22 protein-coding genes and 1 tRNA gene are annotated in these 16,088 nt (G+C 68.0%); 12 read left to right on the top strand and 11 right to left on the bottom strand.

All coding sequences use genetic code 11. The annotated features are described in order from the left end of the window. Window positions 1-363 precede the first annotated feature (363 nt). Window positions 364-1,737, bottom strand: coding sequence for a CoA transferase (locus ACGFIE_RS16375; protein WP_393295676.1), 1,374 nt, complete (start codon window positions 1,735-1,737; stop codon window positions 364-366). A 59-nt stretch (window positions 1,738-1,796) separates the two neighbouring features. Further along, the gene (locus ACGFIE_RS16370) at window positions 1,797-1,931 is read right to left on the bottom strand and encodes a hypothetical protein (protein ID WP_393295191.1); all 135 of its coding nucleotides are present in this window, start codon (window positions 1,929-1,931) and stop codon (window positions 1,797-1,799) included. 211 nt (window positions 1,932-2,142) lie between these two features. Here ACGFIE_RS16370 and ACGFIE_RS16365 point away from each other — a divergent pair, with 211 nt between their 5' ends. Then, on the top strand, window positions 2,143-2,268 hold the full coding sequence (locus tag ACGFIE_RS16365) for a hypothetical protein (RefSeq protein ID WP_393295188.1): 126 nt from the start codon (window positions 2,143-2,145) through the stop codon (window positions 2,266-2,268). Window positions 2,269-2,366: 98 nt separating this feature from the next. Further along, window positions 2,367-2,864: an LURP-one-related/scramblase family protein gene (locus ACGFIE_RS16360; protein ID WP_393295185.1), complete on the top strand. Its 498-nt coding sequence runs from the start codon at window positions 2,367-2,369 to the stop codon at window positions 2,862-2,864. A gap of 446 nt (window positions 2,865-3,310) precedes the next feature. Here ACGFIE_RS16360 and ACGFIE_RS16355 read toward each other — a convergent pair whose 3' ends face one another. Continuing rightward, on the bottom strand, window positions 3,311-3,868 hold the full coding sequence (locus ACGFIE_RS16355) for a hypothetical protein (RefSeq protein WP_393295183.1): 558 nt from the start codon (window positions 3,866-3,868) through the stop codon (window positions 3,311-3,313). A gap of 146 nt (window positions 3,869-4,014) precedes the next feature. Between ACGFIE_RS16355 and ACGFIE_RS16350 the strand changes: the two genes are divergently transcribed. Then, a complete protein-coding gene (locus tag ACGFIE_RS16350) occupies window positions 4,015-4,530 on the top strand; it encodes a barstar family protein (RefSeq protein ID WP_393295180.1) in 516 nt (171 codons plus the stop codon). Window positions 4,531-4,549: 19 nt separating this feature from the next. On the opposite strand, the gene ACGFIE_RS16345 is transcribed toward ACGFIE_RS16350, so the two are convergent. The 3 genes from ACGFIE_RS16345 to ACGFIE_RS16335 form a co-directional block, all read right to left on the bottom strand. Beyond that, on the bottom strand, window positions 4,550-5,584 hold the full coding sequence (locus ACGFIE_RS16345) for a PQQ-binding-like beta-propeller repeat protein (RefSeq protein ID WP_393295177.1): 1,035 nt from the start codon (window positions 5,582-5,584) through the stop codon (window positions 4,550-4,552). A gap of 219 nt (window positions 5,585-5,803) precedes the next feature. Beyond that, window positions 5,804-6,346: a hypothetical protein gene (locus ACGFIE_RS16340; RefSeq protein ID WP_393295174.1), complete on the bottom strand. Its 543-nt coding sequence runs from the start codon at window positions 6,344-6,346 to the stop codon at window positions 5,804-5,806. 985 nt (window positions 6,347-7,331) lie between these two features. Next, window positions 7,332-7,601 (bottom strand): hypothetical protein, encoded by a 270-nt coding sequence (locus ACGFIE_RS16335; RefSeq protein ID WP_393295171.1) that lies wholly within the window; start codon window positions 7,599-7,601, stop codon window positions 7,332-7,334. A gap of 170 nt (window positions 7,602-7,771) precedes the next feature. Here ACGFIE_RS16335 and ACGFIE_RS16330 point away from each other — a divergent pair, with 170 nt between their 5' ends. The 4 genes from ACGFIE_RS16330 (at window position 7,772) to ACGFIE_RS16315 (ending at window position 9,875) form a co-directional block, all read left to right on the top strand. Further along, on the top strand, window positions 7,772-8,119 hold the full coding sequence (locus ACGFIE_RS16330; protein ID WP_393295168.1) for a hypothetical protein: 348 nt from the start codon (window positions 7,772-7,774) through the stop codon (window positions 8,117-8,119). A gap of 142 nt (window positions 8,120-8,261) precedes the next feature. Further along, window positions 8,262-8,621, top strand: coding sequence for a cyclic-phosphate processing receiver domain-containing protein (locus ACGFIE_RS16325; RefSeq protein WP_363790370.1), 360 nt, complete (start codon window positions 8,262-8,264; stop codon window positions 8,619-8,621). A gap of 258 nt (window positions 8,622-8,879) precedes the next feature. Continuing rightward, on the top strand, window positions 8,880-9,239 hold the full coding sequence (locus tag ACGFIE_RS16320) for a hypothetical protein (RefSeq protein WP_393295165.1): 360 nt from the start codon (window positions 8,880-8,882) through the stop codon (window positions 9,237-9,239). Between the two features lie 150 nt (window positions 9,240-9,389). Continuing rightward, window positions 9,390-9,875 (top strand): Mth938-like domain-containing protein, encoded by a 486-nt coding sequence (locus ACGFIE_RS16315; protein ID WP_393295162.1) that lies wholly within the window; start codon window positions 9,390-9,392, stop codon window positions 9,873-9,875. 61 nt (window positions 9,876-9,936) lie between these two features. Here ACGFIE_RS16315 and ACGFIE_RS16310 read toward each other — a convergent pair whose 3' ends face one another. Further along, window positions 9,937-10,446 (bottom strand): hypothetical protein, encoded by a 510-nt coding sequence (locus ACGFIE_RS16310; RefSeq protein WP_393295160.1) that lies wholly within the window; start codon window positions 10,444-10,446, stop codon window positions 9,937-9,939. A 194-nt stretch (window positions 10,447-10,640) separates the two neighbouring features. Here ACGFIE_RS16310 and ACGFIE_RS16305 point away from each other — a divergent pair, with 194 nt between their 5' ends. Then, a complete protein-coding gene (locus tag ACGFIE_RS16305) occupies window positions 10,641-10,820 on the top strand; it encodes a hypothetical protein (RefSeq protein WP_393295157.1) in 180 nt (59 codons plus the stop codon). A gap of 40 nt (window positions 10,821-10,860) precedes the next feature. Here ACGFIE_RS16305 and ACGFIE_RS16300 read toward each other — a convergent pair whose 3' ends face one another. Beyond that, window positions 10,861-11,496 carry a GlxA family transcriptional regulator gene (locus tag ACGFIE_RS16300; protein ID WP_393295154.1) on the bottom strand — a complete coding sequence of 212 codons (636 nt, stop codon included), beginning with the start codon at window positions 11,494-11,496 and terminating at the stop codon, window positions 10,861-10,863. Window positions 11,497-11,506: 10 nt separating this feature from the next. Here ACGFIE_RS16300 and ACGFIE_RS16295 point away from each other — a divergent pair, with 10 nt between their 5' ends. Both ACGFIE_RS16295 and ACGFIE_RS16290 read left to right on the top strand, forming a co-directional pair. Beyond that, the gene (locus ACGFIE_RS16295; protein WP_393295151.1) at window positions 11,507-11,782 is read left to right on the top strand and encodes a hypothetical protein; all 276 of its coding nucleotides are present in this window, start codon (window positions 11,507-11,509) and stop codon (window positions 11,780-11,782) included. Between the two features lie 78 nt (window positions 11,783-11,860). Then, window positions 11,861-12,103, top strand: a complete 243-nt coding sequence (locus ACGFIE_RS16290; protein WP_393295149.1) for a MerR family DNA-binding protein — start codon at window positions 11,861-11,863, stop codon at window positions 12,101-12,103. A gap of 457 nt (window positions 12,104-12,560) precedes the next feature. Here the strand turns inward: ACGFIE_RS16290 and ACGFIE_RS16285 are convergent. Together ACGFIE_RS16285 and ACGFIE_RS16280 are read right to left on the bottom strand one after the other, a co-directional pair. After that, window positions 12,561-12,632: transfer RNA gene (locus ACGFIE_RS16285), tRNA-Val, on the bottom strand. 50 nt (window positions 12,633-12,682) lie between these two features. Then, a complete protein-coding gene (locus tag ACGFIE_RS16280) occupies window positions 12,683-13,240 on the bottom strand; it encodes a TIGR02611 family protein (protein ID WP_393295147.1) in 558 nt (185 codons plus the stop codon). Window positions 13,241-13,534: 294 nt separating this feature from the next. Between ACGFIE_RS16280 and ACGFIE_RS16275 the strand changes: the two genes are divergently transcribed. Further along, window positions 13,535-13,966 carry an SsgA family sporulation/cell division regulator gene (locus ACGFIE_RS16275; RefSeq protein ID WP_007457244.1) on the top strand — a complete coding sequence of 144 codons (432 nt, stop codon included), beginning with the start codon at window positions 13,535-13,537 and terminating at the stop codon, window positions 13,964-13,966. 161 nt (window positions 13,967-14,127) lie between these two features. Here ACGFIE_RS16275 and ACGFIE_RS16270 read toward each other — a convergent pair whose 3' ends face one another. Then, window positions 14,128-14,904, bottom strand: a complete 777-nt coding sequence (locus ACGFIE_RS16270) for a RhlG family 3-oxoacyl-ACP reductase (RefSeq protein WP_363682513.1) — start codon at window positions 14,902-14,904, stop codon at window positions 14,128-14,130. 189 nt (window positions 14,905-15,093) lie between these two features. Here ACGFIE_RS16270 and ACGFIE_RS16265 point away from each other — a divergent pair, with 189 nt between their 5' ends. Further along, entirely contained in the window at window positions 15,094-16,086 is a 993-nt protein-coding gene (locus tag ACGFIE_RS16265) for a helix-turn-helix domain-containing protein (protein ID WP_393295144.1), read from the top strand. The last annotated feature ends 2 nt before the right edge of the window (window positions 16,087-16,088 follow it).

Below are 16,088 nucleotides of genomic sequence, written 5' to 3'. Positions count from 1 at the left end.
GCGCTGGCCACCGCGTCGCGGGTGGGGATCGGTGTCTCATCTGACGGACCAACTCCCGGTCCGGCACGGCGGAGCTGCACAACTGCCATCAATGTGGGGCTCCCAACCTGCTCCCCCAAACCGGGCTCGCATCGCCCGTCGACCGACCACGAACCAGCGACCGTAAGCTGCCGGCCCAGTGCCTTGGTTGGCTACAGCGCTGGCTCCCGAAGCCGCATCGGCCGATCGGGAGCACGCCCACGATCGCCGCGCCTTATCAGCGGCGACAGCGAACAGTGTGCCGTTGTCATTTCAGGTTCACTGTTCATGGTCGTCGCCCGAGCTACGGCGTAGCTCAAGCTTCCGCAGCATGGTCGCGCGATTTCAACTCCAATTGGGCGGCGCTTGAGCGTAGGCGGGCGGTAGGTGAGGCCAGCTCAGCCGGCGGCCGTCGAGTTCACCTGGTGGGCTGATCGCGCTCCACCCGTTTCCGAGTGCTGTTCGGTACCTGTCGGCTTGGCGCTTCGGGTCATCGCCCGCGCTCTGCCTGGCCGGCGTGCTGCCTTGGTCGAGCAGCCATCGTGCCGTCCTGGCGAGGGATACCGAGACGTGGGTGGCGTCGCCGGTGCGGGCGCGTCGTCCCAGTGCGGCCAGTGCACCAGCAGCGATGAGGTAGCCGGTAGCATGGTCGAGCAGCTGGCAGGGCAGCGAGCCGGGTTGGCTCCCATCCGAGCTTGTAGCCCAGCCGATGCCGGTGGCGATCTGCACCAGGCTGTCGAAACCACGCCGTCCGCCCCAAGTTCCGGCCATTTCCCAAGCCGAAAGCGTGACGACGATGGTGCCTGGGTGCTGGTCCGCAACTTGGTCAGGGTCCAGACCGAGACGGCGCAGCGCCCCGGGCCGGTAGCCGGTCACGAGAACGTCGGCTTGCTCGAGAAGACGATGCAGAGCTTGACGGCCGTTAGCCGTCCTGGCATCCAGGCTTGTGCTTGCCTTACCGATCACTCCGTCGACGGCATGCAGCGCCAACTCCGGGCGATGCGGGTCGTCGATCCGTAGTACATCGGCACCTAGCGCGCCCAGCATCCGGGTACCAACGGGGCCAGCGATGACTCGTGTCAAGTCGAGCACCTTCACCCCCGACGCCGGAAGCTGGCCCGGTTTGGCTAGCGGCATCGAACCACGGCTGAGCGGCACCATGTTCACAAGCGGCGACGTCCCTGCCGTGGTGCGTTGGCTGTCTGCTTGCCACTCGGCCTGCGTACGAGCAGCCACGGCGAGCCCTCCCGCGCCGTACACGACACGCTCGACCTCCAACGCCGGACGCGCGGCAATGACGTGGGCCAACTGCGCCTGAACCTCGGCGTCTCGACCGTCGTGCAGACCGAGGGACGCCAGCAGAGCCGTCCGATGCCAGGAGTAGTTCGCATGGGTGCGCACCCAACCGTCCGCAGCCTGCCACAATCGGGACAGTGGAGCGAAGCCGTCAATCCCCCGCCCGTCTGCGTCGCGAAGCCAGATCTCGCTGCGCATTGCCGCCGCCACATGTTCCGTGTCGAGCGCAATGTCAGGCCGCCGACCGGTGCGCGCAGAAGCCAGATCAGCGGCAGCCGTAAGACTGGCGGCCACGGACACAATTGCGGATTCAGCGACAGCGAGCGGTGACGCCAGCACCGCAGGCTGTGGATCTCCAGCCAGCCGGGGGCCGGCGATATCCATCAGCCCCAGGTCTGCCAGTACGCCGTCCAACAGAGCCATCACGTACACATCCTTTCCGACTCATGCTGGCCCGGATTGCCCCACGGGCGTGCCGTTGCTCACCTGCCGGGCGGGAGTAAGAGAAACGCCTTGAGCACCAGACGTTTGTCGGCGGTCAGCGTCGTGATCGTGGCCGGTAGCGTGACGATCTGCCGCCGCTCAAGCGCAGTCAGCTCCACGAACGGCTTGAACACCGTCCGCCTATCCGCTGCGGCCTAATCGATCAGCGCCAGCAGATGTCGCCAGCCCACCGCCTCGGTGTCCTGACAGTCGTCCCGCCACGTGCGCGCTCGAAAGCCCGGCCACTACCGAGCCGGTTGAGCCTTCGAGTTCACCAGCATCGAACGGGACCTGGCCGCGCACTGCTTGGACCGGCTCACCCGCTTAGGCTTCACTAGGTTCACCGTGGCGCTCGGCGACGAGATGGCGTTCGCACTCAATGGCTGGCGGCCGGCGGGCGAGGTGGCGGCGTATCTGCGGGCGCTGCCCCACGAGGCCAACTCGGGCGACGTCTACGCCCGGCCCGCCTGACCCTGGCAGGAACCTCGTCTGCGCAGTTCACGCAGCATATTTCGGGAGGACCGGTCCGCCGGCCAGCCCTCTCGCCCACCGTGAGAGAGAATCGAAGAATGTTTGTCATCAGGGAGCGGTTCTTTTCGATCGGCGACGACTTCGACGTACTCGACGAGCACGGCACCAAGGTCTTCCACGTCGACGGTAAGGTGCTCAGCGTCCGCAACAAGGTCGTCATCGAGGACGCCTCCGGCCATGAGGTCGCCACGCTGCACCGGCACCTGGTGGCGCTGCGTCCCACCTACGAGATCCGGATCGGCGGCGAGAAGGCCGCAGAAGTCCGCAAGAAGCTCCTCACGCCGTTCCGCGACAAGTTCACCATCGACGTGCCGGGGCCCAACGACCTGGAGATGAAGGGCGACCTGCTCGACCACGAGTACGTGATCGAACGCGACGGCACCGAGGTGGCCGTGGTCTCCAAGCGGTGGCTGACGATCCGCGACACCTATGCCGTGCAGGTCACTGCCGGTGTCGACCCACTGCTCATCATCGGCAGCGTCCTCGCGCTCGACCTGGCCCTGGACCGCGACAAGAAGAAGGGCGACGAGGACTGACCCGTTGGGCAGCAGCGCTGCTCCGGGCCTGCTCGTCGCCGCGACGGCCACCGGGGCCGTCGGCGGCGGATCGCCGCTCAACCAGGTCACCATCGCCGGCGACCGTCCGCAACGGACACGGGCCAGGGCTACGAGACGTCTCTCTGACGGCTTCAGGGTGGCGTGCTGGGCCAGCTTCGTGGGCGAGCAGGGCGGCTTCAGTGCGGGTGCCGCAGCCCAGCTTGACCAACAACCGCGAGACAAAGCCCTTGACGGTGGCCTCGCACACGTGCCGACGAGGCCCATATGGCTCAAATTCCGCGAAGGCGCAGAGCGCACAGTCGGCGGCAGATCCGGACGGCGAGGTGGGTGGCGTTGCGCGCGATGAGCACCGGCTTTGCCCCTTGGGGCCGCCGCAGATCATTGGGCCACCTTTGGCAGGCCGGTGCGATGACGCGCGGTTTGTGTCAGTCGTGGCGCCGAGGTGCGGGCGGGTGACCGCGGCTCGGGTCGTGTTTCCGGAGGGAGTCCTCGCTCTCGTTGGCGAGTCGTTTTAGCAGCCACTGGGTTGCGGCGTGTACCTCGGTGGCGGCATCGAGCGGGGTCTCGACCGGCGTGCTGGGTTGGGCGTCGACCTTGTGGCCGCCGCAGCCGGTGGGGTCGGAGTCGCAGCTGAGGGAGATTGTGGTGTGCACCTGCCATGGCGGACCGGGGCGGTCGTAGGGCATGCTGCCCGCCGGGGCGCAGAGGACGTCCACCCAAATCTGATTCGCTCCCCCTTCGCCCGCCAGTATCGTGACCGGGAGCTCCGGTTCGGGCCCGAGCCGCTGATAGCGGAAGCGGTTCAGGGTGATGCCCCAGAGCTGGGCGTCGGGTCGTGCACCCAGTCGCTGTCCAACCCGGAAGAGGGTCTCGTCGGCGGACTGCAGAAGCTGACGAACGTGGTCGTGTTCCGTCCGGTCTGCCAGGGCGGGGAACAGCCAACCGACCTCGCCCAGCGGCAGCGGAATGTCCCGAGGGGTCACAGCTCAGTCTGTGTCGCCGAACCAAGCTGCGTCCACCCGTTACCTGTGCGCCGCAGCACTGGGCGCAGCAGATCCGGTGTTCGGTTGAGGCCTCCCGTCGTCTGGTGCTGGCTCCCAGGCAGACTGAAGACCATGGAGGACACGGCGTGCGCGAGGCCGCTGAGCTCGTGGAACTACGTCGATCGTGGTGGGGTCAATTGGTAGGCGGCTGGTGGAACGGCTCCACTGATCAGCTCGCGGTCTGCTCCCGCAGTGCCCTGGTCGAGCTGGCGGCCGTGTTACCGGCAACGGGCAGGTTCGTCGTCGCCCGGCTCGACGGGACGAGGATGACGGACGCGGACCACGCCTTCTACGAGTTCTCCGACGCGCTGCTCTTTCCCGGCTACTTCGGCTGGAACTGGAACGCGTTGTCCGACTGTCTCCGTGATCTGAACTGGTTGCCCGCGGACGGGTATCTGGTCGTTGTCGAGAACGCGCCCCGGATGCTGTCGAGCAGTGCCGAGGATCGGCAGACGCTGTTCCGGGTCCTGTCGCAGGCCGTTCAGCATTGGGCGTTCCCGTTCGGCCAGCCAGAGTTCAAGGTGCTGCTGCTGTGCGACCGCGACGACGAGGCGGCTCTGTTGCGGCGGGAGATCGCCCGCGCAGTCCCTAACACGCGCTGAGATCGCCGGTACTCAGTGCTCACGTCGGCGTGGTCGAGATGTCGATCGTGGTGAGGTGACCTTTGCCGATGGCGTGTACCAGGGACCGACCGTCGGGAAGTAGCCGGTCGATGCGTGCCGGCAGTCGCACGCGCGCGGCGATTTCCCCGGCCCGGTTCACCGCGATGAGTTGGTTACCGGCGCGGGCGAAGAGGGCATCTCCGGAGACGGGGACACCCTCACCGGTAGCACCGGGCGGGAGGTGCATCACCGCTGTACGGGAACTGCGGTCGAGATCGATGGTCGTGACACCGGTGTCTTCAGTCAGCCACAGCGTTCGACCGCTGAGGATCGGCGGCAGTGATCGCAAATCACGGTCGTGCCGCCACAGGATCTCCACGCCACTTGCGGGGTGCAGGACCATGACGGTCCGCCTGCCGCTGAGAAAGACGATGCGGCCGTCCTCGCCGGCGCTGAAGGCGACACCGGAATCAGGAAAGCGCACCGGCTCCGGCAGCGACCACTCACCCCTGGTAACGCCGGTCAGAGCGTCCACCAGGAGCAGGGCCGCCTCACTGGCACTCGCGAGGAGGACCGCACCGGCCGTGTAGCTCCGCTCCGGGTCCAATCGGACGGGCAACGGCCAGGCCAAGCTGCCGCCCGGCGCCGATCCTGGTAACTGGCCCGGAAAAAGCTCGCCGCTCGTCAGATCCACCCGTATCAGCGGACGGTAGCCGCGCCACCCGCTCAGGAAAGCGACGGAACCAGCAACAATGATGTAGTGGCAAAGGCAGAGCTTCGGTGTCGACCACGTCCGCTGCCCGCTGTGCACGTCGAAGCAATGCAGGACACCAGCCTGACTCAGGTAGAGACAGCGGTCCCCCGCGACGACGGTAGTGCCCCAGCAGTCCTCAACGTTCTGCTCCCACAACGGCACTCCGGTCTGGGGGTCCAGGCGGACCAGACGCGAGTGTCGCTCCGCGACGACAAGGATCCCTGGCGCCGCTGCCAACGCCGCCGCGCTCGAACGCAGGTGCAGAAGCCGTGACCACAGCACCCTCACCTGTTGATCCACGAGCCTAGTGTCGCGCACGGTCCCACGCATCTGGCGGCACACCGTTACTCCGGGACAACAACCTGGTGGGCAGTCCGTCGATGGCACCCCCGAGGGGTGGGTGCGGTTGAGCGCCGTTCGATTCCGTTGGACGCACTCCAAGGCCATCCTGGAGGACGACGCCAAAAGCCGGCCGCTCCCACCATCGAGACGAGACGACCGGCCACCACGAAAATCCAGCTAGTCGAGCTTTACGATGTACCCCTCGTCAGCGCACGCCGTCTGCAACCCCGACACGTGCGTCCCCATCGGTCCGATCAGCGCCAACGCACCCCCACCGTCCTCCATGCCCTGCGCTTGCCACAGAATGTCGATCAGCGCCGTCCCGTGCTCCCGGATCTTCGGCTTCCGCGAATCCTCGAAAATCTTCCGCGCTTCCCGGTACTCGGCCTCCGTCAACTTGTCGTCATCCGCCGACTTCGGTTTGCCGTCCATCTGCTTGCCGTCGGCCATCGCCTTGCAAGCCGCGATCCCCGAGTCCTCGCGGATGAGCCCGTCGTAGACGGCGTAGCCGCCGACGCCGAGCACGAGAACCGCAGCGAGCGCGGCGACGATGAGCGGCTTGCGGCTCGACTTGGCCGGCTGCGGCGGTAGGGCCTGCCCTGGGTGGCCGAACCCTGGATCGTGGGCGCCGACCTGGCCGGGCTGGTACTGCTGCGGCGGGTAGCCGGTGCCCTCCTGGTTGGAATGCTGCGGCTGCTGGGCGTGGTACGGGTTGGTCAAGGCGTGCTCCCCACGTGGTTGCTGGCTTGTTGATGTTGGTTGGATCTTGTTCGCCCGGCTACAAACTGTCGGGTTGGCGACTGCGGTTGTGGCTGGTCAGGTGCGGGTGTCTGCGGTCCGGCCCGCACGGCTCGCGTCAACGGTCCAAAGGGGGCGATCCGCAGTCACCAAACCCCCGGCACACCGAACAGGCTGCGTACCGGCGCAACCGGCGGCGACGATCGGGCCGAGCAGTGAGCTTTCACCTGCCCTGACCACCACACTGCTGGCACAGGGCGAACGGCCAGAGGGGCACGCTTAGCTGTCCTCGTCGGCGAGATGGTCAGCACGCCGCACCGTAGATGTCCACGTGCCCCCAGAACGGCGTCAGGTCGCCCGGTCGACGCGGCTCTTGTCGATGACCCTGTAGTCCTGGAACGACTTCCAACCCTTCGTGCCGCAATCGTCCGAGAGGGCGTCGTAGCACGGTGTCTTCCACATTGAGCGATCCGCGTAGCGTGCGGCGACGGTCACGGAGCCGACGTCGTACACGCCGCTGCCCCGCGAGGGAACCAGCAGCAAGGTCGCCGCGTCACCACCCGCCCATTCCAAACGGCCCGCTGCGGGAAACCCCCGAAGCCGCCGATCTGACCCAGCCAGCCAGAGGAGGCGAGCGCCACGCCTGCCTTCCCGATCATCGCGACGACCGTCACAGAACGGGGCTACGTGCCGCTGCTCCCAAGTAAGCGGCACATACGACGAACTGCACAAACTGAGAGTGGGCGATGCTGGTATCCCCCGATCCCGGGCCCATGACCCTGGCGTCGCCCAGTCGCCCAGTCGCCGTGGAGCTCCGCTTCGGCACGCCTCGAGCGAGCAGAGCGAGGCCGACATCTTTAGACCGAGACTGGGACACCGGAGCGCAGCGCCCAGGGTCGGCGGCAGATCAGTGCGTCGGGTGAGCAGCCACAGCCACCCTTCTTCGGTTCAACGAACAGATGCCCTGTCACGCGTCCGACTCGTACGGCAACGGCTTGAGCCCGTCCTCGCCTTGCCACCAGCGCGAGTCCTTACCGTAGTAGATGGTACGAGCCCACTCGTCCGGTGATTCGTGGAAGATCAGGTCCTTGTCGCCGATGCGGTCGAGGTGCCCCCAAGCCCGATTCACCCGACCCACCGCCTCGTCCCGAGTAATCGGGAATCGCACCAGCATCTCGTGCAGTACCCGCTCGACGAAATCTCGAGCCTTGTCGGACAAGCGCAGTTGCAGCTCCACGGCGCACTCCCCTCGCTTCACCGCACCGGATGCCTGTCCATCATCCCCGGCCGAGCAGCGGACCGACCCTTCCGACGACGTCGTCGGCCGAGGCGCGCCATAAGCGGCAGAAGCGGATGCCGCGCGAGGCCCTGAAGTGCTCTCGCACACGTACGGCAGGATGGGGCTTCATGGGGATCACCGACCCGTGCGTGACCATCTCGGAAGCAACCTTCGTGGCACGATTCTTTCTCGATCCTCATGAGGACACCGTGCGGTGCGTAGCCAATGTCGATGTCGTCGTCGATCTTCCTGACGGCTCCAGGTGGGCGTTGACCATCTTCACCGTCGAGGAGGTCCGCCGCCTGCTTGCGAGATGGATGGAGACCGGGGAGGTCGCGAACGGCAGCTACTTCTGGGTGGTTGACCAGCTGATCGTTCCAGAACCGGGCGTACGAGCCATGACAGCAGCGATCCGAGAACTCGTCCGCAGCGGGGAAATCACACGCGTCGGCCTCCGATGTGAGAACTCGGACTGAAGTCGCCAGGGCGTGCCCGCCAGGGATTGGCTCAGGATGGGTGTAACCGCACGGATGGCCAGACACGCGCGGTTTGTTGCTCTGCGGATCACTACGGCAGGTCCAGCAGCGTCTCTATCCGTGTGGCCAACACCAGATCCGCGTGGATGCCCGCCGATCGGTCGTTCTGGTCGATGACCTCCGTTCGTTCGTGGACGGCCGCAACGCCGAGGTGGCCCGGACGAGCGCTGCCGGAGTCGAGCTTCTCAGCCGATACCAGGACGGGCGCTTGGACGAGCTGTGGCTGGACCACGACTTGGGTGGCGACGACACGATCTGGCCGGTCGTGGAGATCCTGGAACAGGCCGCGTTCGAGAAGCGCCCCCTCGACATCGGCGTCATTAAGGTTCACTCCGCCAACCCGAGCGGCGCCGCGAAGATTGTGCAGGTCCTACGGCACTGGGGCTATCGCGTCCACGTCGCGTCAGGCTCCACGGAAGTCGGCTACCTCGACGCCCCGTAACGAGCTGACCCAGCCACCCGACGGCCATCACGCTCGGATGGCAGCATTTCCGGGCGTCGCGGGACAGCATGGGCAACACAGAGCGTGACCGCCCCGCAGGCGCGCGAATAGCTCACCGAAGAGTTGCGGACCTCCGCGCAGCGGTCGCAGTTATCGGTGCCGACTGTCGGCCCCAGTGGCCCGCACGGCGGGCGCAGGATCCGCCGACCGAAGCGGGGGTTACGGTGGATAATTAACAATCCGACGATGAGGCTGCAAATGATCAATGTCCAGGAGTTCGCGCGACGGCTGAGCACTCTCGGAGCTGATGCGTTCACCAGCGACGACGTCGTGGACCTGGCGACCGCGGCCGATGTTCGCATCAGCGCAGACGTCGAGATCGACGCCACCCTGGCGCAGCGCTTGCTCGACCAGATCTCGCCCACCCTGCCGGTCACCGGGGCCCAGATCGCGGCGTCGCAATGGCCGCCACCGAAGTCTTCCCGTCCTGCAGCGCCTTCGGTGTCGTTCTCCAGCCCTGGTGCCGTCGACGGACCGGCTGATCAGCCGACCCGACCCCGCCGTTCTGGGTCTGCGGGTAGCGGTCGGCGACCCGGCTCCCGACGAACTGGCAGGTGAAACTGCAGTCCCAGCTTTTTCAGCAACCGCCAGACTGCTCGCCACAGCCGTCGACTACGACGCGAGCTGCGAACCCAACTCTCGCCGCCATCATCGGCTGAACTTCGTCCTCCTGTCCGGCTCCGTAAGCCCGGGCAGGCTCGACGCACGATGATCCCGGTAAAGCATGCGGATCGCGGCGTGAGCGTAAGGTCTGGCAGCCTGCACAGAACGTCCAGCCGCGGCCGACGCGGCTCCGTCCAACGAGGGGCCGCCGTGTCCAGCGAAACAACTCGGTCGCCGCTCGTACTGTCGATCTCATGGGGCCACTTGGACGTCGAGGACCTTGGAGTTGGCAAGGACTTCAAGCTCTACCCCAGCGGTGGCCGCCCGTGGGACTGGTCCGAAACCGGTACCCGCCACAGCCCCGGTGTTCAGCCCGATGATGTCCAAGAGCTTCTGGCCCACGGCGCCAAGACCGTCGTACTGTCGCGTGGCATGCAACTGCAGCTGCAGGTCGACCCGCTTACCCTCAGACTGTTGGAGGAGCGCGGGGTGACCGTCCACGTGGCCGAGACCACCGAGGCAGTCCAGATCTACAACGACCTCGCCACCAGTGGCACCGCAGTCGCAGGGCTGTTCCACTCGACCTGCTGAACCCAACGATAGAGACACGCTTGCAGCGGCAGTTGAGGATGCGCGACCGATTCGGTGCCAATCAGTCCCACCAGGCGGCAACGGCAAGCCGCCGCCGCGCCGCATATGAGTAGAAGTCGCGCAGCGCGGCGAATTGCCGGTGCAGGTACGGCCCCGGGTGCCCACTGAACTCGCGCATGTCGATAGTCAGCAGCGCCGCCGTTGCGTCTTCAGGCAGGACAGCCAGCACCGCTTCCATCTCAACCTGCCCAAGCAGCCTGGCAACCTCAGCGACACTGTCCGGTTCAAGCACCGCCACGGGATGCTCCCACACCGTGTCCTGCTGGCTGCGGTAGGCAGGATTGATCTCCACGTCGCCACCGAGCCCGCGCCGCAGCGCTACGAGGATCGGCGTACCGACCTGCGCTAGTTCGAAGACGCCGACGAGCGGTGCCGGCGCCCAATCGAGGTCCAGGTAATCCGACGAGGGCAGCAGCTCAAACGAACATAGCTTGCCCAACTCTTCCACCGAGCCGCGGCACACGGCAAGCTGCTCGAGCGAGAGCCGTGCCAATTGCTGCGTTACCGCCACGCCCGAGAGTCTCTCAGCCCGGTGATCGCCACCGCCCACTGGACGCACTCAACTCGGCATCAGCGGACGCCGCCCTACCGCCTCCGCAGGGGTGCCAGCGTTGACGCCTTTGGATCCGCCGAAGAGGTCTCCCAGCAAGAAGCGCACCCTTTCGGCTAAGCAGCTGCCGGTGATAACTCTGCATCAGCAATGACATGAATCGAGCAACGGCAGCGAGGCGACGTCCCGAGGGCGGGATGGCCGCCGCCGGCGCCGACGGCGTACGCGGCAGCTGCCGTGCCGACGACGGCTCGGCGGTCTTCACGGTCGGCTCCGGCACGTACCGGTTCCGCCGGGATCGGCCAGCTGCCGAGCGCCTGGCGTGGGTGGGTTGACCCGATCGGCCCCGACCCAGCGGGACCCGGGCCTGTGGCATCACCAGGCGGTGGTGATTGTGGTCCGGAACCGGCGCTGGTAGACCGACGGCGGGATGCCGTACGACGCGGTGAAGGCCCGCCGCAGCGTTTCGTCGCTGCCGAACCCACTGCGCCGGGCTGCCTCGGTGACTGTGCCGCCCCGCTCCAGCAGCGCGCGGGCCGCCTCGACCCGGGCAAGTTCCAGGTAGCGCGCCGGGGTGAGCCCGAACTCCTGTTGGAATAGCCGGCGCAGGTGGCGGGGGGTCATCGTCGCATCGTGCGCCATCGCCTCGATCGGATACGCCCGGGCCGGGTCGGTGGCGACCCGGTCGACGACCCGGCGTAGCCGCTGGTCGAGGGTCGGCGGAAGGTCCTGCCGGACGGAGAACTGGGACTGCCCACCCGGCCGCTGCATGAACACCACGAGTTCCCGGGCGACCTCGCGAGCCAGGTCGGCACCGTGGTCCTCCTCGACCAGTGCGAGGGCGAGGTCGATCCCGGCGGTGACCCCGGCGCTGGTGGCGAACCGGCCGGAGCGGACGTGGATGGCGTCCGGTCGGACCCCGATCTCCGGGAATTCGGCCTGTAGGCGGCCGGCGTGCCGCCAGTGGGTGGTGGCCGGGCGGCCGGCGAGCCAACCGGTCCGGGCCAGCACGAACGCGCCGGTGCAGACCGCGGCGAGCCGGGTCGGCGGCCCGATCAGTGGAGTACTGGGCATCGGTTACCGCGACCTCGATCCGGAACGGATTGCCGAGGTCACCGCAGCCCATCCGCGCCCCGACTTCAAGCGGCAGATCCTGGCCGCCTTCAACCAGGGCAACAGGCACCGCCCACAAACGACGTTCGGCAACGTCAACGCGGACGTGCTCGCCCACTCCGACCCGAACTTCGTACGGGACGACTTCGTGGAGATCATCCTGCGCAGCGACTGGCCGGAGTGACGGTCCGCTCGGAGGGACTGTCGGCCTCGCCCGGCACCGCCTCTACTCCGCCGAAGCGGTCACCGTGCTGAGGGTGATATGGCCGCGCAGGGGCTCGGGTTCAGCCTCGACGAGGTCGCCGACCTGCTCGACGCGGGCCGGCACCGTCACGGTCGCCACCCCGACGCCGGTCTGCGGGGCCGCGCCCGAGCGAAGCTCGCCGAGGTCGAGGCGAAGATCGCCGATTTGCAGGTCATCGCCGGCACCCTGCGGGCCGCGGTGGACACTGGCTGCGACGACCTCGCCGCATGGGTCGAACTCGCGCTGCTCGTCCAGTGCTGATCGGCAGCGGCCACCGCGCGAAACAGGCAGAACAATGGCTGACTGAGCTTCCCGCATGAACGGCGACCGTCAGGTCCTTGACCACTTCGCGTCGAAGACTGCAACAAAGTGGGCCGTCAAGTCCCGGCAGAGCGCCGAGCTCTGGGTACACGACCTCGCCCTTGTGGACCGGCCAATGGGCCAACCATCGGACCTACGGCCGCCAGACAACCCATGAGCCATAACCGGGGCCATCCTCTCGCCGCGCGGCACGGGCAGCGGTCGGCCTAACTCCTCAACTAGCCAGCAGGCCCGCTCGGGACCGCACATCTGGTCACTCATCCGGACAGGTCCATGGCGGCCCGAACACAGAACCAGCCGCGCTGCTCCCAACCTGCTCCCATTGTAAGCAGCACATACGGCGAAGCCCGTTACCGAATGATCCGGTAACGGGCTTCTGACCTGCATAAACTGAGAGTGGGCGATGCTGGTATCGAACCAGCGACCTCTTCGGTGTGAACGAAGCGCTCTCCCACTGAGCTAATCGCCCTCAGCGCCACTGACTCTACCCGATCGCGGAACCGGACCGGAAATCCGGGGTCAGTGCGTCGCGAGATACCGCATCGCCTCGGCCACCACGTCGATGCCGAAGCTGAGCTTGAGGGAGAGCCAGACCACCGCGCCCACGAAGACCAGGCCGACGGCGCCGAGCACGAAGCGCAGCGGCAGCGACTGTCGCGTCACCCACTGCGTCCAGCCGTGCACGTGTCGACGGGTGAAGCCGAGCAGCCGGCGGGCCCAGTGGTATTCGACGGCCCAGATCCCGAGGCCGGCGATGACCAGCAGCCAGCCCGGCCCGGGCAGCGGGATGAGGGCGATGCCGATGGTGACCACCAGCGCGCCGGCGATCGCGATGAAGATCTTGAGGGCGATCCGGCCGGTGGGGTTGGCGCGGATCAGGTCGAGGGTCGTCGAGATGCGGTCCCGCCAGCGTGGGCGGCGCGGCGGGTCTCCGACGACGGCGACGCCGCCGGGGCGGCCGACGTCGGGCGTCGACCGTCCGGGTCGCTCGGGCTGCTCCATCGGCACGTCGTACCCCCGCTGTTCGGCTGCTCGGACCGCGACTTTCGGCGGACCGGACGCTGCCACCGGATCCACTGAGGATCGGTTCGTGACCATTTCACCCCCCAGTGTCGCTCGGGCCCGTCACTGCAACGGCCGACTGGACGTTACCGGAGTAAGTCGACGACTGAGCCACCCGACGCCGGGCGGAATCACGCACTGGGCAGAACCGGAAATCCTACCTGAATGCTCACATTCACGCGGCCTTTCCGTCCCCCTTCCCACCACTGGGTGAAGTCAGCGTATGGCGGAGCGTAGCCAGGAGTAGCACCTGAGTATGGGAAAAGCGGGACACGCGCGTTCCGCAGCGGTGCCGGGGGGAGAACGTCCATGAGTGTCATTCGACCGACGACCGTAGAGGTCGAGACGTCGCTAAGGCTCGTCGCACCTGACGCCACCGCCTTGCCGGTGCGTGCCAGTCTGCGTTACGACCCTGCTGACCCGTATGCGGTCCATGTCCTGTTCCATGCCGAATCGGCCGGGGGCGAGGCGGTGAGCTGGTCGTTCGCTCGTGAACTTCTGGTCACCGGCCTGGACGAGCCGGCCGGCATCGGCGATGTGCGGGTCTGGCCCTGGGCCACACCGCGCGGTGACTTCGTCGCGCTGGCCCTCTCGTCACCGGACGGCAACGCCCTCTTCGAGGTGCCGCGCAGCGTCCTGGTGCGTTTCCTTCGACGCACGTACGTCGTCGTCCCGCGTGGCCGTGAGGCCGAGCACCTGGACGTCGACACGGCGGTGAACCGGCTGCTCGCCGGTCGCTGAGCACCGCCCGAACGGCCAAAACCGGCCAGACGGGGCCGCGCGGATCTGCCGAGTCCGCGCGGCTCCGCCATACCCGGGGGTACGCGGACAGCCCGACCCGGGGCCGGCCAGCAGCCCGCCCAGCCGGGAACGGCCGGCGCCCAGCCGTGGACGGCCGGCCCTCAGCCGTGGGTGGTGATACCGCCGTCGACCGGGATGACCGCGCCGGTGAGGTACGCGCCGGCCCGCGAGGAGAGGTAGATGGCGGTGCCGGCCATGTCCTCCGGGCGCCCGATGCGGCCCAGCGGCACCTGCTGCTCGATGGCGGCCCGGCTCGCCGGATCGTTCAGGGCGAACGCCATCATCTTGCTCTCGAAGGGGCCGGGCGCGATCGCGTTGACGGTGATCTGCTCGCCGGCCAGTTGGTGGGCGAGGCCGCGGGTGAGCATGTGCACGGCGGCCTTGGTGGCCGAGTAGGCGTACACCTCCATGGACGGCACCCGGATGCCGTCGATGGACCCGATGTTGATCACGCGGGCCGGGTCGTCGGCGCTGGCGGCGGCGCGCAGCGTCGGCAGCAGCGCGGTGGTGAGCCGGAAGACGGCCTTGACGTTTACCGCCCAGAGCTTGTCGAACGCGGCCTCCGGGTAGTCCTCCAACGGTGAGCCCCAGGTGGCGCCCGCGTTGTTGACCAGAACGTCGAGACGGTCGACGCGCTCGCGGACGGCGGCGGCAAGCGTCTCGGCGCCGGCGTCGGTGCCCAGGTCGGCGGGGATCGCCTCGCAGTGACCCTCGGCGGAGAGTTCCTCGGCGACCGTCGCGCAGACGTCCGCCTTGCGGGACGAGATGATCACGCGGGCGCCGGCCCGGACGAAGCCCTGGGCGATCATCAGCCCGATCCCCCGCGATCCGCCGGTGACCAGGACCGTCTTACCTTCGACCGAGAACAGCTGCGTCATGCCCATCCCATCGGGTGTCGGCGGGTCCGCCGGGCGTCGGGCGGACGGCGGACGCCAGGCGGGCCACGGACCGCACAGCGCTACCGCCGGGTAACGTAGCCCGGCCGTGGGGACCGCGACAAGCCGCGACGCCGCCGCGTACGGAGATCGGGATGCGGTGACCTGCGGTTCGGGCTACCGTCGCAGACGATGGTCTCCACCGATCCCTCCCCCGTGCCATCGATCGGAACGGCGTCACCCGTACCCGACGAGATTTCCACCTTCGCGCTGGCCGACCTGGCCGGTGACCCCGGCTGGCGGCGGCCGGTGCTCGTCGAGCGGGAGCTGTTGATCCTCACCACCCGGGGGCACGGCGACGCCGAGCTGGATTTCCACATGCTGCCCTGCCGACCCGGGACGCTGCTGCGGGTTCGCGCCGGCCAGGTGCTGCGCTGCGCCGGCCCGCAGTTCGACGCGACTGTGGTCGGCTGGACCACCGGGGCGCTGGACGGCCTGGCCGTCGACCCGGACGCGCCGCAGACGTGGCGGCAGTTGGCCGGCGAGGACGAGGACGCGGTGATCAACGAGGTGAGCCAGTTGGCTGTGGACTGCCAGCGGCACGGCGCCGGCCCCGCCGGTCGTGCGCTGCTGCGCCACCAACTCGCCGTGCTCCTGCTGCGACTGTCGCTGCCCGGTGCGGAGGGTTCCGGGCACCGGCCGGAGGTCGAGACGTTCCAGCGGTTCTGCCGGGAGGTCGAGCACGGCTACCAGGTGACCCGACGGGTCGAGGACTACGCCGCCGCTCTCGGCTGCTCGGTGCGGACCCTGACCAGAGCCTGCCTGGCCGAGACCGGTCGCAGCGCCAAACAGGTCATCGACGAGCGTGTCGCGTTGCAGGCCGCCCGGCTGCTCGCCGCGAGCGACCACCCGATCGCGCAGATCGGCCGCGAGCTCGGGTTCTCCGAGCCGACCAACTTCGGTCGCTTCTTCACGCGCGAGATCGGGGTCAGCCCCGGCGCGTTCCGCGCTGCCCGCGATCAGCCGCACGCCGGCCGGGTCGTCCGACCCCGACCGGCGCTCGAGCCGACGGGCGCCAACGGTGGGCGGTTCCGCTCCGGCACCTCCGCCGACCCGGCCAACGGCGGTCACGCCACGCGGTCGGGGATGCCCGGTGGGTCGGGCGGCGGCACCGGGCGGGCATGATG

Source organism: Micromonospora sp. NPDC049275 (assembly GCF_043197115.1).
Taxonomy (GTDB): domain Bacteria; phylum Actinomycetota; class Actinomycetes; order Mycobacteriales; family Micromonosporaceae; genus Micromonospora.
This window is presented reverse-complemented; position numbering and strand designations above follow the sequence as displayed.